We start from the raw sequence: 13,999 nt of genomic DNA, 5'->3' as shown, positions 1-13,999 counted from the left end.
TCCGGCTCTATAATATTGCAGCTTAGGATTCACTTTTCCTGAGGCCCTGCAGCCAGAGAGAAAGTTCCTGCTCCTTATCTGAACCCTTTTCAAACTGCTTACATGCAGCAATTCTGCCGTCAATGATATAGAGAACCTTCTTAGCCTTTGAAGCAACTCTCTGATCATGAGAAACCGTAAGTATGGTCATCCCACCATCGTTAAGCTTCTCGAGAATATCAAGAACCTGCTCAGTCGCTTCTGAGTTCAGCGCACCAGTAGGCTCATCCAGAAAAAGAATTTCAGGATGGTTGATCATGGCACGACAGATGGACGCTCTTTGGAGCTGTCCACCTGAGACCTCTCTGTTGTCTCGGTCTCTGATTCCTTCTATCTCCATATGGACCATGAGTTTATGCCCACGATCCCGTATCACGTCGGGTGTTTCTTTTTTTGCCACCAGTCCCGGAAGAATGATGTTATCAAAGACTGTGAGATTCCTAAGCATCTGAGGACTCTGAAAAACAAAGCCCATTTTTGCCAGCCGAAGTTCGGATAACTCTTCTTCCTTCATATCACTGATGCTGATGTCATCAAAAAGCACTCGTCCGCTGCTGATCTTGTCCATTCCGCTGATGCTGTATAGAAGAGTTGATTTTCCTGATCCGGATGGCCCCATAATCGCGACAAATTCACCTTTTTCAATTTCAAAGGATACATTCTTAAGGACCTCTGTACTCTCGAAGGATTTACTGATATTCTCGACTTTAATCATCTTTACGCTCCTTATTCCATGATTTGATCTCTGATATGATAGTTTCTAACAACCTTGCTGCCTGCTATTACCGTGATGAATACAGCCGTCAGCTGCATCGCCGGACTGAGCAGATAGGACTTGAGCGGTTCTATAAGCATGACGATTTTTGAAGCGCCCATAGACGACAGCATCATTCCGAAAATGACTTCTCCCAGTGTATTGGCAAGATAAGTGCCCAATAGAATCGCTGCACCCTGAATGATCAGGATTCTCAGTCCCAGCTGTATCCGGATGTCTTTACTCGAAAATCCTATGGATTTTTTTATCGCGATGGTACTGTGTTCCCGGACGGTAATGAGCTGAAGAATCATCGCGGTGATGAGTATGATCATCACAAGTGAAATCCATACAGCGGCATCTGAAACAAGACTCAGATTATCTGTGATTCCGCCGAGAGTCTGTGAGACAAATTCACTGACGGGTGTTACTTTGCTGTAAGGAAGAGCCTGCCTCAGCTCACTGGTCTTTGCTGCAATATCGGCTCCATCTCTGACATCCAGATAGATGACATAGACCTCAATATTCCTTCTCGTCAAAATCGATGTCCGCTTTTGCGGTCCTTCCGCCATAGGTAACATCCTGATAGATCCCGCTTATTCTGAATTCCCTTACCTCTTCTCTATAACCTACTTTCATGCTGTCTCCGATATCCATACCGGATTCCGAGGCATAAAGAGAGGATACAGCGATTTCTTCAGATTGATCAGGAGCATGTCCGTCCATATATTCGAGCGGGAAAACTGAACCGTCACCATTCTCTACGCGTAGATACTCCCAGTCCCCCTCCTGATTCTCATACTCGACATACCCGTTCTGATAGACAGAGTATTTTGTGATGTCAGGATCTTTCTCGAGATGCAGAAGAGCTTTATCCCTCTCTTCAGTCAGCTGATCTGTAAACTGTATATCGATTCGGATATCGCTCTCTCCAACGCCCATATAGGTCATGAATGAAGCATTTTCAACAGTATTTTTCATGTTCATCGGCAGGAGAATCAGAAATGACGAGAAGAGGAAAACAAAGAAGAGTACGATATATTCTTTCCATTTGCACTTAAGCTCACCAAGGGCAATGCTGAGGTTCTTAAATCTTAACCCTTGTCGTGGCAGCTTAAAATGACCTTCTTTCCGCATGCTCTCCTTACCACGTAAAAGTTCAACAACCGACAGCCTGAGATTCTTTCTGATGATTTTCCTGCATCTCAGAATAACCGTTATCCCGAGAACTGCTACTCCGACTAAAGGAAAAATCCAGGACATCCATCGGTTTGAACCTATGCCGCAGTATTGAATCACAGAAGATGAGAAATAGTTCCCGAATGGGATTGCCGCCAGATATCCGATTATACCTGCTGCAATTACAAGGAATATGTATTTCATCAGGTAGAGCTTTAGAATAGAGCGGTCAGAAAATCCGATGGCTTTCATCTCTCCGATGCTCCGGTTCTCCTCCGCCATGGTTGCCCTGATGATATAGGATAAGCAGAGCATTGCAATGAGAATCAGAAGAATGCTTATGGAAATGATGATGAAGGCCACCAGACCGAAAGAAAGATTATTGATGATTCTCAGCTGACTTCCGGTCAAAGCCACACCATTTGAAGGAAGTCCGGCATTCAGGTAATCTTTCTCCAGCGATGAGGTGGATGAGCCGTCTCTGATCCGGAACTCAAACAGATATTCCCAGTCTCCCATATGCCCCGAGAGATCGTTAAGGTCCGGCTGACTGATCAGGAAACGTTTGGAAGAAGAGAGGGCGGCATTCATGGATGAATCTCTTATGATATGAGAAACAGTGAAGTCTTTCCTGTATTCTCCTTCCTTCAAAGTAAGTATATCGCCTGTTTCTATGCCGAAATCTTCAGCATAGTAAACCGGCACACCGATTTGTCCCTCTTTTACAGAAGCAATTTCCTGACTGGTGCTGAGCAGAAAATCAAATCCTTCGTTCTGGACAACGAAACTGTTGTCCATAAGTGAGCTTTCAAGTGTTCCATCCTTAAATATGATATTTGCATTTCTTACAGTAAGCATCTTTACAATGATCGCATCTTCTACACTTTCCTGATTCTCAGCAAAACGCATAAATTCAGCTTCATCGTACTCTCCCTTATGCATCTGCAGATAATCCGGTGGTCTCGCAATCTCTTCCAGGCCTTTCATGGATGAGATCATTGTTCCCGTCACCCTTAATCCTCCAGCCATGAATAGAACAGACATCATAATAAACAAAGCCAGAGCCGTAGTGATTACTCTGTTTCGCTTGAGGTCATTATGGACAAGTTTCATCAGCAGCTTCATCTCTATTAGTCTCCTTATTTCAGATTCTTCAACAATTCATCAGTGGAATTTTCTTCTTGAGCTACATTCTGATAAGTTTTCATTTCTGTCCTTTCAGGATCCTGATTATTCAGAGTCCTGCTAAAGAAATAAGTGTCTTTCTCCATTACGGCCAGTATCATGCACGCCAGACCAAATACCGCACTTTCAGCGATAAAGAGCTTTGTACCGAACCTTTCCCACAGTAAGAGATGAGAAGTCAGATTAATTGTGAGATGCCAGAGTGTCATGAGATATAGATTTCCTGAAGTATGAATATGCAGCCAGCTCATAAGAACAGACATTTCGATGATTGTAATCACATATAACAGAAATCCGATTAAACCTCCCGTAAAATTCAGATGCCAGACTCCCCACAATACTCCGACGATTATACTGCTCACAAAAGGGGTATGCTTTTTCATGAGACCAGGCAGCAGAAAACCTCTCCAACCTATCTCTTCCGCGGTACATCCAATGAGCATAGCTGTAGTACTGACCGCATAGAATGAAAAACTCCCTTTCCAAGGAACATACGGTACTTCAAACAGGTTCAGAATCATGCTGCTCGCTGCAATGAGCAGTAAGGGAATGGTGATTGCAGGAATCATCCAGATGAGTATCGTTTTACTCAAGAAGAACTTTTTCCTGATGTTCTTCATCATCTTTTGATCCTTCAGAATTATCGCCATTGCCATCACAGCGAATGCTGGCGAGAGCTGAGTAAAGGAAATGGAGTAGATTCCCGCTTCCGGAATTACGATACGCAGCAATAATAAAAGGAGACTGAATAATACTGTCATCATAAAAAAGCAGCTCAGACTATTTTTTCTTGCGCGATTTCCCATAATCCCTCCTTCACTTTATTTTCAGTATTATTTAAACTCGTTCAATAATATTTTGTAAATTACAAATTGTTAGACAATTAACACTATCTATATTATATGATAAATAGTGTTAATACCATTAATATTCAATAATATATCAAACTTTCTATTACTGTCGCATTTTTTGCGTTTTTCCTATTTAAAATCATATATATACCAGAAATCATTTCATTCCATAAAAAAAGCAGTCCTTAAAAGACTGCTTCCTGATATTGAGATTTATGGATAAACGGATTCGAAATCTATGGAGTTGGAATCAGATTATTAAGATCGATGATCTTATAGCCTTCCGGCAATTTGAAAAGATCTTCTGACAGAGGATCTGTATTAAAATCAGTTACTTCCATAATATGTGTTTTACCGCTTCCTGTTGTACTCTCAACTCTCATCGGCATACCATATTCCTCATGGAGCCATATTTTCACCTGATTTTCTGAATTTCGTTCTTTACTTTCCACCACATGACATGAAATTCCATTGACCGTCTCTTTGCCGACATAAGTCATATGCTCATCATCAAAATTCTTGATGATATCATCCATTGTGATGACTTCTCTTTCTTCACTCGCTTCATCACCTAGGGAGATTTTAATGGCAGTTCTGGATTCCGGATCCAAGGTATAGAATGCATCTTCACTGTAGATCATCATGAAGCTCTTGCCCAGAATCTCACTTTCAATCCTCATAAGCCCTTCTTTCATGTACATCTTTGTCACGCCATCCTCATCGCCAAGACCGCTGACCTTCATCTCATAATAGAACTCATCCAGTTCCTTTCCCTTCTCAAAAAGATCTGCCAGCTCTTCGTCGCTTAGTTCTTCCTGTGCCGGCTGTTCCTTTTCTGTTTCAGTGGAACCCGGCGATTCCACTGCCGTAGCAGGTTCTTCGCCCTGAGGGTCTACCGTTTTCTCGTCTCCATTACAGCCCCATAATAGAAGCATGGATATCAGAATCAGTATGCACAGTACGGGTCGTTTCGTTCTTCCATTTACCATTTTTTTCATCATCTATCACCTCAATTGATAAAGAAGCAATTACATCAGACAAAAGAAGAAGCCAATCTCGCTGGTTAACCTGATAACCATGTCTTAGAGCTAAGTATATTGTATCATTGTCAGGTATAGCTTTTATGTACAAAATGTAACATATAATAAATGCATAACAAGAAACAATATTCATATGACACTGGCAATTCAGTGAAATATCCTATCCTGTACACTTCCTTTAAGCACTACCCAGTTAAAATAATGAAATCATCCTTTTTCTGTTATATCCATATTATTAAATAGCTATTACAATTAGTTAAATGAATAGTGTAACTTTAGATCATTTTGTGCATCTAACAGATAGAGACCGGAAGAGGAGGTGAAGATTGAGTGGCGGAATTCTCAGATTTATATGAGAAGCATGTACAGAAAGTCTATCGATTCCTTCTTATGCTGACAGAAAATGAACTTCAGGCTGAAGAGCTGACACAGGAAACCTTTTATAAGGCATTTCTTCATATAGACCGTTTTGAAGGACGAAGCAGCATCTATACCTGGTTGTGTCAGATTGGAAAAAACGAATGGCTCCAGGAATGCAGAAGGAAGAAACCCGTCTCTTTCGAAACTGTCGGAGAAATTGCAACGGAAAACAGACTGGAAGATGATTATCTGCAAAAAAATCAGATTGAGCACGCAAGGTCTGCACTGCTGAAGCTTCATGATCCTTACAAGGAAGTTCTTATTTTAAGGATATATGGAGAACTGCCATTTTCTGAGATTGCGGCTCTTTTCAATTATTCTGAGAGCTGGGCAAAAGTCACTTTCTTTCGAGGCAAGCAGAAATTAAAGAAGGAAATGGAGGAATTGAAATGATCTCTTGTAAAATCATACAGGATCTACTCATATTGTATGCTTCAGATGAATGCTCTGATGATAGTAAGCATATGGTCGAAAATCATCTTGAAACATGCATGGAATGTCAGAATGCATTCGAAACACTGAAGGAACCTGCACTCACCGTCAAAGAAAAATTTTTAGATGTGCGGACAGAAGATTTTAACTTTCGAAAGGGTTTCAAAAAAATAAGAACCCGATGGTTTCTCTCTCTAATCAGTGTACTGCTCATTTTCCCACTTCTCGGAGCGGGAATTCTGGTGAGAAATCAAGCTAAAGGTGAAGGAATAGCATTTACAAATCTTGAGGAGCTCTATGCAACCCGTTCATTCCTTAAAGCTGTTCAAAAAGGTGAGTATGAACGTGCATTCTCGTATATTGATGTTGATAGACTTTATGAATCTGTAACCGGAGATCCGATAGAACACATCGATGACTGGGACAGTAAATACATAGAAGTAGAAATTGATGGCGAACTCTGGTACGTTAATTCTGAAGTGTATCAGAGCGATTATGAGGCATATCTCAAAAGTGGTGATGCAGATGAGTTCTGGGCGGCTATGATGATCTATAACAGTGAACAGAGAAGCACAACGGCAATACCCGAAACCCGATTTGAGAATTCCGCTAAGATCTTTGCGATCCATTCAGGCAGATCCATCCGGGTTGTCGACAAAGATACTGTAGTGCCTGATTATGGTTTTGATTATACCTTGCTCAAGGCAGCAGACGGAAAGATGTTTTATTATCCTACCTACGGCGGATCCTATGATGAGAATGATCCTCAAGTCCTGATAAACGGTTCATTTATTATACCGGCTTCGGTTTATGAGACTTTTATGATCCTAATTGATCAGGAGACCGAGAAAGTTAAGGAAACCGCTGAATATTACAGGAAGATGGGTATATCATCTTATACCGAAATCCTGAAAAAAGATTTTCTCTCGAATATGCAGAATCTCAGAAATCAGGGAATTACAATTTCATCTTTCTCTTTCTCAAATCTCTATAGACACACAGATTCAGGAGAATGGCAGTTTGATATCAGTCTGATCTGCGAACAGGGTAGTTCACGATCCAGTTCCGGTGGAATCATTGTTTTCGCTAAAGACAGGTCTCTCGAAATTTCTGGTGGTTTTTACAAAACCGAATCAGACGCTCTCATCTTGAAAGTGATTGAGCATCTGTCAGTCAATGACTCTCCTATGTTAGAAAACTGAAATTATCTCTGATAATTTTGCTTCTCCACAGACAAAAAGAGGTTTCCCGCATCACACAGGAAACCTCTTTTTTTATGACGTAAACTCCATAAAATGAACGGCGGCGCCGATGAGATTTGCATCTCCTCTGAACACGCAGGGTACAATATCAAGGTCTATCTCCTCTGCTCCTTTACTCTTCAGATACATCTCTGTCTTTTCCTGTAGCCTTATGATGAGATCCGTTCTTTTTGAAAGACCACCGCCTATGATGATCTTATCCGGATTCAGCGCACAGTTCAGATTGAATATGCCACGAGATAGAGCATCAATTAACCTTTCCACATGTGCTTCTGCTAAAGGCTCACCTTCATCAGCTCGGCGGAAGACTTCACTCCCCTCAATATCAGTCTCTCCCATCTCTAAAGCGTAGCGCTTAGCCATTTCCACTGGGCTGCCAAGATTACTCAGGCTGTGTTTCTCGTCAAGAAGCATATAACCGAACTCACCACCAAAAAGATTTCTTCCTCTTTGCAGTGCACGGTTTACGATCACCGCTCCCCCGATTCCAGATCCGATAATCATGAAAATCGCATTCTCCACATCTTTCGCAGCTCCTCTATCAAGTTCTGCAAGAGCGGCACAGTTCGCATCATTCTCAATGGAAACAGGAAGCAGAAACAGCTCCTGAAGTTCCTTTCTTATGGGAAAACCATGTATGTAAGGCACCGCACTATCGCCTCGGATGATGTCATTTTTACTGTCCACTGCACCAGGAGCACTGAAAGCAACCCCTGAAAGCACATATTTCTCATTCATTTCAGAAAATACCGAGTAAAGGTCATTTCTCATTTTTTCCCAGGTCTGTGGCGTTTTAAAGGATCCGACCTCTACGAGACCATCTCCTGTTAAACACCCATATTTAACGCTGGAACCACCGATATCGAACACACAAAGATTCATTGGATTCTCCTTCCTCTAATGCATATTATGGGTTTAGTCAGCAAGTCAACAGATAACATAACTGCCAGGTTAAAAATTCCCGCCTTCCGATCTTCTTCTAAAAAATAAGTTGAATGTTCTTCATAAGCATCCACTATAGTACCAATAAGATTTTCATCTATACTAAATATAGCAAGAAGAATATCTTCCTACAACTATCTGTACATTAATAAATTCTTCAGGAAAGATATTCCATCATCCCGATATTCCGGCATCACCTCCATGGAAAGCGCTCAATAAAGAATTTATACGAGTATATACGAATATATGAATATTCTCAGATCAGGCAAAGAATCCAAACCAGATGTTCATAAGAAAAAAATTCACTTATCCATATCATGAACAGATAAACATACAGTAAACATAAGCTCACTTCCATAAACGGTTTATGAATTCATGAACATCACCATCACAAAGAGGATATTTTATTCTATAATGATGCTACCAGTTCATGCCATCTCCATCAGAATGGACAGCACACAGTGAAAGAGGTCGTATTCTCAGTTATGGCTATGGTGGAGTAAACCGGTACTGGAATATAATAGAATAGCCACGGGAAGAATGTCAGAATTTCGGGTACTGGGCATAGAAACTGAAACCCGTGTGCCTTCTAAGTTATCGTTCATCAGGAAGGTCTACATAAATATCGGTACGTGATTTTAAATATGAATCTGTTCCCTAAAGAATAAACACACCAGGAGGTTTTACAATGGAAAAAATGATACGGTTAAAAGATGGTACGATGATGCCAAAGCTTGGACAAGGCACCTGGTACATGGGTGAGCGCAAGAACCTGCGCCAAGAGGAGATAAATGCTCTTCGCCAAGGCATCGATATGGGCATGACCCTCATCGACACTGCTGAAATGTATGGCGAAGGACTTTCGGAGGAGCTGGTGGGTGAAGCCATAAGAGGATACCACCGGGAAGACCTTTTTCTTGTATCAAAAGTCTATCCTCACAATGCCGGTCGAAAGAACATCTTTGCATCCTGTAGGAGTAGCCTTGAAAGATTGGGCTCCACTTATCTTGATCTGTATCTGCTTCATTGGCGTGGGGGTGTTCATCTGAAAGAAACTGTCCAATGTATGGAGGAGCTTAAGGCGGAAGGTCTGATCAGAAACTGGGGCGTCTCGAACTTCGATACCGACGATATGCATGAGCTTCTATCTGTCCCTCATGGAGATCAGTGTGTGGTGAATCAGGTCCTCTACCATCTGGACTCCAGGGGTATAGAGTATGATCTTCTACCGTTTATGAAAACTAAAGAAATCGCAGTCATGGCCTACTGCCCAATGGCCCATGATCTGAAATCAAGAAGAAGAATCAGTGAAAATTCAGCTGTAAGAGAAATTTCTTTAAAGCACAAAATCACCCCAGAGCAGCTCATGCTGGCTTTTCTTATGGCTCAGGACAGTGTCTGTCCTATCCCTAAAGCTTCCAAACGAGAACATGTGGAAGAGAACGCAGAAACATTGAAGATCAGTCTAACTTCCGACGATCTGGCAGTTTTAGAATCTCATTTCCCTAGACCAAACAGAAAGACTCCATTGGATATGCTTTAATCTTCAGATATATATTGTTCAATCACTTTAAAAGGTTTCACAGTCCAAAACCCATAATGGAAAAGAGCCGTTACAAAACCAGATCACCTGATTTTGTAACGGCTCTTTTTTGGCGGAGAGAGAGGGATTCGAACCCTCGGTACGCGATAAAGCGTACAAAAGTTTTCGAGTCGTTTATCTTGTGCACACTATAGTGGAAATTAAAGGAAGATGGCAGCATAGAGAAGTACCTACAAACCCACTAATTTCAGCGTTTTCTGAACCCGAATACTGAAAGGCCTTGAAAAATCAATAGTTCGAATCAACCCCGATTTTGGCTGCTTTTTTGGAAAAAGGAGAGAATTTGGAGAGAACAAGAGAGATTTAGGAGAGAACAAAGGGCTTTTCTAACTGTTATATATAGAGCTTCAGGATCACCTGCCGTTGACAATCCAATTAAGGAAAAGGTGATTCAATGAAGAAAATAAACAGTAAATACGATTATCTACTCAAGGAATATCCGGCTGTTATTACCAAGGACCAATTCTACCGGATCTGCAACATCAGTAAAAAGACTGCAAAGCATCTTCTGGATAATGGCTTGGTCCCCTGTGTCAACAACGGAAAGAAAACCAGAAAGTACAAACTCAAGATGACCGACGTAATCGAGTATCTTGAAGGCCGGGATATATCTCCTGAGAGCTATATGGCTCCAATTGGATGGTATAAACGAGGACCTACGTACAAGGGACACAATCGGGAACCAAAAGTGTTAACGGAAGAAGAAAGAGCTAAGTTGGCAACGGTCTATTCTCATAGGATGGCCTATTACCCCGACGTTCTTTCCGTCATCGAAGCATCCGAGATTACTGGCTATCATCGAAATTCGGTTGCTAAATGGTGTACCAAGGATCTGATGCAATGTTTCAATATGGGAAACAGGTATCTGATCCCAAAGCCATCTCTCCTGGAATTTATGTTGAGTCCCTACTTTCAGGGCTTGAAATCTAAAATCGACTAGGAAATAAGGAATTGAATAATCAACCGTTTAAAACCGCCACCCTCAAAGGTGACGGTTTTTGTATTGGAGTCTGTAGTATTCTTAAAGTGTATCAGCCGTATCACATTTAGCTGCCAATTCATCATCGATTTTCCAAGACTGATCAATCTCAAAAATAATCAAAATAAATCGCAGTATTCATTTGTTAATCAATAAATTTTTTATCTAAATAGAAAGCACCCTGCTCACATGACAAATTGTCATAGATAGGATGCTTCGTAATGATTATACCGAAAATTCATTGCATTTCTGCTCAAGTAAGTTGAAATCAAAACAAACGGGTCTGATTTTTTGAATCAGAGGTTTAGGATTGTCGGCCTTCAATATTTCATTATAAAGATTATTTGCTGTCCTAATTATCTTTTCTTTTTTATGCCTAATAGCAATGATTTCTTTATTGAGTAGATTCTTATAATTCTGATCTATGCAGTTATCTACATCGATAAGAACTATTTGTGAATCAGGTACCGGAATCATATTATTTAAACATAATATTGCGAGAAGATCACCGCCATCCTCAATTCTTATTGAGGTCAATGAGTCTTTCCAATTCTGATACTTTGGTTTCACTGAAGTAAGGGGAGCATAAAATTTATGGTTGTTTCTATCCATCACAATCCCAACGTACGGTCTTTGCTTGCCTTTATCACTGTTACTCCAGACATGTGATTCAAAATTTCTCAAGTAGTCTGTATATTGATCTGTAACATAATATAGTTTTAACTCTTCAGATGGTTGACTTTGTAGCATTTGAATCCTCCATGAAAAAAGGCAACTAATGAATAGTTGCCTCTTTGTTATTGCTCCCACTCATGGTAGGGATTCACCAATTGTTATCGCTCTCACTTATGGTAGAGACTCACCAAATGTTATCGCTCTCACTTATGGTAGAGACTCACCAAATGTTATAGCTCCCACTTCTGGCAGGGACTCTCCTATCTGTACTCTTATTATATCTCCGTAAGGTGAAAAAGTAAAGTGAAAAATCTTAGCTCACTAATTGCTCACGGCTATGAAAATCAGTATCACCATAATCAATATATGCACATATGGTTCATATAAGCACAATTATACAAAATTATCTCAAAAAAACAAGCAAAAATTATTTTAGGAGGTCAAGAATGAACAAACAACCGATCCCGCCCTACAGGCAAGTCATCCAATTGGCGGAGCAGCAAGGCGAAGCCTTTGCCGAAGTCGTATCTGAATCCTTTGATGATCTGGAAAACCTGGGTGAATTCGCCGATACCCTGTTCTACATGTATTCCATCACAGATGATGAGCAATTCGCTGTTTTGCTTGGAATGATGTACGAGATCATGGGTAGCCAGATGCCTGAAGAAATCGACTGCCATATTGTCATGGTGCAGAGGCCCAGTATTATCTACAGCTGCTTCTTGAGCTCATTCCTCACAGGAATTCTGAATCGGGTCGGAGGTGATCTTCCTTGTCCTGCAATGTGATCGCCATTGTCAATCAGAAAGGTGGAGTCGGCAAGACCACCACCTGCACCAATCTGGGCATAGGATTGGCCACCGAAGGCAAGAAGGTCTTGCTTGTGGATTGCGATCCTCAGGGCAGCTTGACGATCAGTTTGGGTCATTCTCAGCCGGATCAGCTGCCAGTGACACTCTCCTCTGTCTTAGGAAAGACTATGAATGACACAGCACTTTCTACCCAGGAAGGCATCCTACATCATTCTGAAGGTGTGGATCTGATGCCAGCCAATATTGAATTGTCCGGGCTTGAGGTCTCGTTGGTCAATGTGATGAGCCGGGAAAAAATCCTTAAACAGTATCTGGATGGAATCAAATCAGGCTACGACTACATCCTGATGGACTGTATGCCCTCTCTTGGCATGCTGACGGTCAACACCCTGGCCGCCGCAGACAGCGTCCTAATTCCTGTCCAAGCCCAGTATTTGTCCGCTAAAGGCCTGGAGCAGCTGCTTCAAACCATCAACAAAGTCCGCAAGCAAATCAATCCCAAGCTGAAGATCGATGGCATCCTTCTGACTATGGTGGACAACCGGACCAATGACTCCAAGGAAATCAGTGCTCTTCTGCGAGAAACCTACGGAACAAAGCTGAAGGTGTTTGACTCGGCCATCCCCCACTCCGTCCGGGCGGCAGAAACTGCTTCCTATGGGAAAAGTATCTTTGCCCATGATCCCAAGAGTAAAGTGGCAGAAGCCTACAAAAATCTGACGAAGGAGGTGATGAAGCTTGAAACCCAGCGGCAGAAATCTAAATCTGACCTCCTACGATGAGATATTTCAGACTGAAGAAACCAGGATCGAAGCTTTTCAGGAAAAAGTCATCGATATTCCTCTGACGGAGCTGCATCCATTTAAGAATCATCCCTTTAAAGTTACAGATGATGAATCCATGCTGGAGACCGCCGATAGCATCACCAAGCACGGCGTCCTGGTGCCGGTCATCGCACGTCCCCGTGAGGAAGGCGGGTATGAGTTGATCTCCGGGCATCGCCGCAAAAGAGCCAGTGAGCTGGCTGGTAAGGAGACTCTCCCGTGTATTGTACGCAATCTCGACGATGACGCTGCCACCATTATCATGGTTGACAGCAATATTCAGCGTGAGAACATCCTGCCCAGTGAGCGCGCCTTCGCCTATAAATTGAAACTGGATGCAATTAGAAGACAGGCAGGACGGCCCTCGAATAAATCCCGACAAGTTGTCGGGAATTTAGAAAGTGCGGATATTGTAGGGAAAGATGCTGGAGAAAGTGGCCGCCAAGTCCAACGCTATATCCGCTTGACAGAACTTGTCCCCGAGCTGCTCGATATGGTCGATGTCAAGAAGATCGCATTCAATCCTGCAGTTGAGCTATCTTACCTCATGCCTCATGAACAGGTCCAGCTGATGGAAGCCATGGACATGGAGCAGGCCACACCTTCCTTGTCTCAGGCTCAGCGCTTGAAGAAATACAGTCAGGACGGCAAGCTGACCTTTGATGTTATGACCGCCATCATGTCTGAAGAGAAAAAAGGCGAGCCGGACAAGGTCACCCTCACCGGAGAGAAGCTCAAAAAGTATTTTCCTAAATCCTACACGCCCCAGCAGATGGAGGAAACCATTATCAAGCTGCTGGAAGGCTGGTCGCGGAAGCGCCAGCAATCACAGGAACGGTAATTCCCCTCCGAGGTGCTTCGATGAGAAGCGCTTTTTTTATTCAACCGGTCGAAGGGAGGGATGCAGATGGCTGTATTTCGAGTTGAGAAAACGAGGGACTACACCGTTATGGCGAATCATCATCTGAAAAACAAGGATCTGTCGCTGAAGTCCAAAGGGCT

General features: G+C 42.2%; 14 protein-coding genes. 7 read left to right on the top strand and 7 right to left on the bottom strand.

Translation table 11 applies throughout. The features are described from left to right. Positions 1-22: 22 nt before the first annotated feature. The 5 genes from RTX25_RS10180 to RTX25_RS10160 all read right to left on the bottom strand — a co-directional run bounded on the left by RTX25_RS10180 (position 23) and on the right by RTX25_RS10160 (position 5,009). Entirely contained in the window at positions 23-754 is a 732-nt protein-coding gene (locus tag RTX25_RS10180; RefSeq protein WP_312653319.1) for an ABC transporter ATP-binding protein, read from the bottom strand. Positions 755-765: 11 nt separating this feature from the next. Then, positions 766-1,365, bottom strand: coding sequence for an FtsX-like permease family protein (locus RTX25_RS10175; RefSeq protein WP_312653317.1), 600 nt, complete (start codon positions 1,363-1,365; stop codon positions 766-768). Further along, complete coding sequence (locus tag RTX25_RS10170; RefSeq protein WP_312653315.1) at positions 1,313-3,097, bottom strand: ABC transporter permease; 1,785 nt, start codon at positions 3,095-3,097, stop codon at positions 1,313-1,315. The genes RTX25_RS10175 and RTX25_RS10170 overlap by 53 nt, the downstream gene beginning before the upstream one ends. A gap of 14 nt (positions 3,098-3,111) precedes the next feature. Further along, positions 3,112-3,921, bottom strand: a complete 810-nt coding sequence (locus RTX25_RS10165) for a CPBP family intramembrane glutamic endopeptidase (protein ID WP_312653313.1) — start codon at positions 3,919-3,921, stop codon at positions 3,112-3,114. 323 nt (positions 3,922-4,244) lie between these two features. After that, positions 4,245-5,009: a DUF4412 domain-containing protein gene (locus tag RTX25_RS10160; protein ID WP_312653311.1), complete on the bottom strand. Its 765-nt coding sequence runs from the start codon at positions 5,007-5,009 to the stop codon at positions 4,245-4,247. Between the two features lie 369 nt (positions 5,010-5,378). On the opposite strand from RTX25_RS10160, the gene RTX25_RS10155 reads away from it, so the two are divergent. Together RTX25_RS10155 and RTX25_RS10150 are read left to right on the top strand one after the other, a co-directional pair. Then, positions 5,379-5,861 (top strand): RNA polymerase sigma factor, encoded by a 483-nt coding sequence (locus RTX25_RS10155; protein ID WP_312653309.1) that lies wholly within the window; start codon positions 5,379-5,381, stop codon positions 5,859-5,861. Next, positions 5,858-7,102, top strand: a complete 1,245-nt coding sequence (locus tag RTX25_RS10150) for a zf-HC2 domain-containing protein (protein WP_312653307.1) — start codon at positions 5,858-5,860, stop codon at positions 7,100-7,102. Before RTX25_RS10155 ends, RTX25_RS10150 begins: the two co-directional genes overlap by 4 nt. Positions 7,103-7,174: 72 nt before the next feature. On the opposite strand, the gene RTX25_RS10145 is transcribed toward RTX25_RS10150, so the two are convergent. Further along, the gene (locus tag RTX25_RS10145; protein ID WP_312653306.1) at positions 7,175-8,044 is read right to left on the bottom strand and encodes an ROK family protein; all 870 of its coding nucleotides are present in this window, start codon (positions 8,042-8,044) and stop codon (positions 7,175-7,177) included. Between the two features lie 748 nt (positions 8,045-8,792). On the opposite strand from RTX25_RS10145, the gene RTX25_RS10140 reads away from it, so the two are divergent. Then, positions 8,793-9,647, top strand: coding sequence for an aldo/keto reductase (locus RTX25_RS10140; RefSeq protein ID WP_312653305.1), 855 nt, complete (start codon positions 8,793-8,795; stop codon positions 9,645-9,647). Positions 9,648-10,101: 454 nt separating this feature from the next. Further along, positions 10,102-10,647, top strand: a complete 546-nt coding sequence (locus RTX25_RS10135; protein WP_312653302.1) for a helix-turn-helix domain-containing protein — start codon at positions 10,102-10,104, stop codon at positions 10,645-10,647. A 264-nt stretch (positions 10,648-10,911) separates the two neighbouring features. On the opposite strand, the gene RTX25_RS10130 is transcribed toward RTX25_RS10135, so the two are convergent. Next, positions 10,912-11,436, bottom strand: a complete 525-nt coding sequence (locus RTX25_RS10130) for a type III toxin-antitoxin system ToxN/AbiQ family toxin (protein ID WP_312653300.1) — start codon at positions 11,434-11,436, stop codon at positions 10,912-10,914. A gap of 371 nt (positions 11,437-11,807) precedes the next feature. On the opposite strand from RTX25_RS10130, the gene RTX25_RS10125 reads away from it, so the two are divergent. From RTX25_RS10125 to RTX25_RS10115, 3 genes are read left to right on the top strand one after another with little or no spacing between them, the layout of a single operon-like run. Then, positions 11,808-12,149, top strand: a complete 342-nt coding sequence (locus RTX25_RS10125; RefSeq protein ID WP_312653298.1) for a hypothetical protein — start codon at positions 11,808-11,810, stop codon at positions 12,147-12,149. Beyond that, on the top strand, positions 12,134-12,955 hold the full coding sequence (locus RTX25_RS10120; RefSeq protein WP_312653296.1) for a ParA family protein: 822 nt from the start codon (positions 12,134-12,136) through the stop codon (positions 12,953-12,955). The genes RTX25_RS10125 and RTX25_RS10120 overlap by 16 nt, the downstream gene beginning before the upstream one ends. Continuing rightward, positions 12,912-13,838 (top strand): ParB/RepB/Spo0J family partition protein, encoded by a 927-nt coding sequence (locus RTX25_RS10115; protein ID WP_312653294.1) that lies wholly within the window; start codon positions 12,912-12,914, stop codon positions 13,836-13,838. Before RTX25_RS10120 ends, RTX25_RS10115 begins: the two co-directional genes overlap by 44 nt. Positions 13,839-13,999: the final 161 nt, after the last annotated feature.

The organism is Proteiniclasticum sp. (assembly GCF_032054185.1).
In the GTDB taxonomy this organism is placed as follows: domain Bacteria; phylum Bacillota; class Clostridia; order Clostridiales; family Clostridiaceae; genus Proteiniclasticum.
The sequence above is the reverse complement of the archived record's forward strand: the minus strand, read 5'-3'. Positions and strand labels throughout refer to the sequence as shown.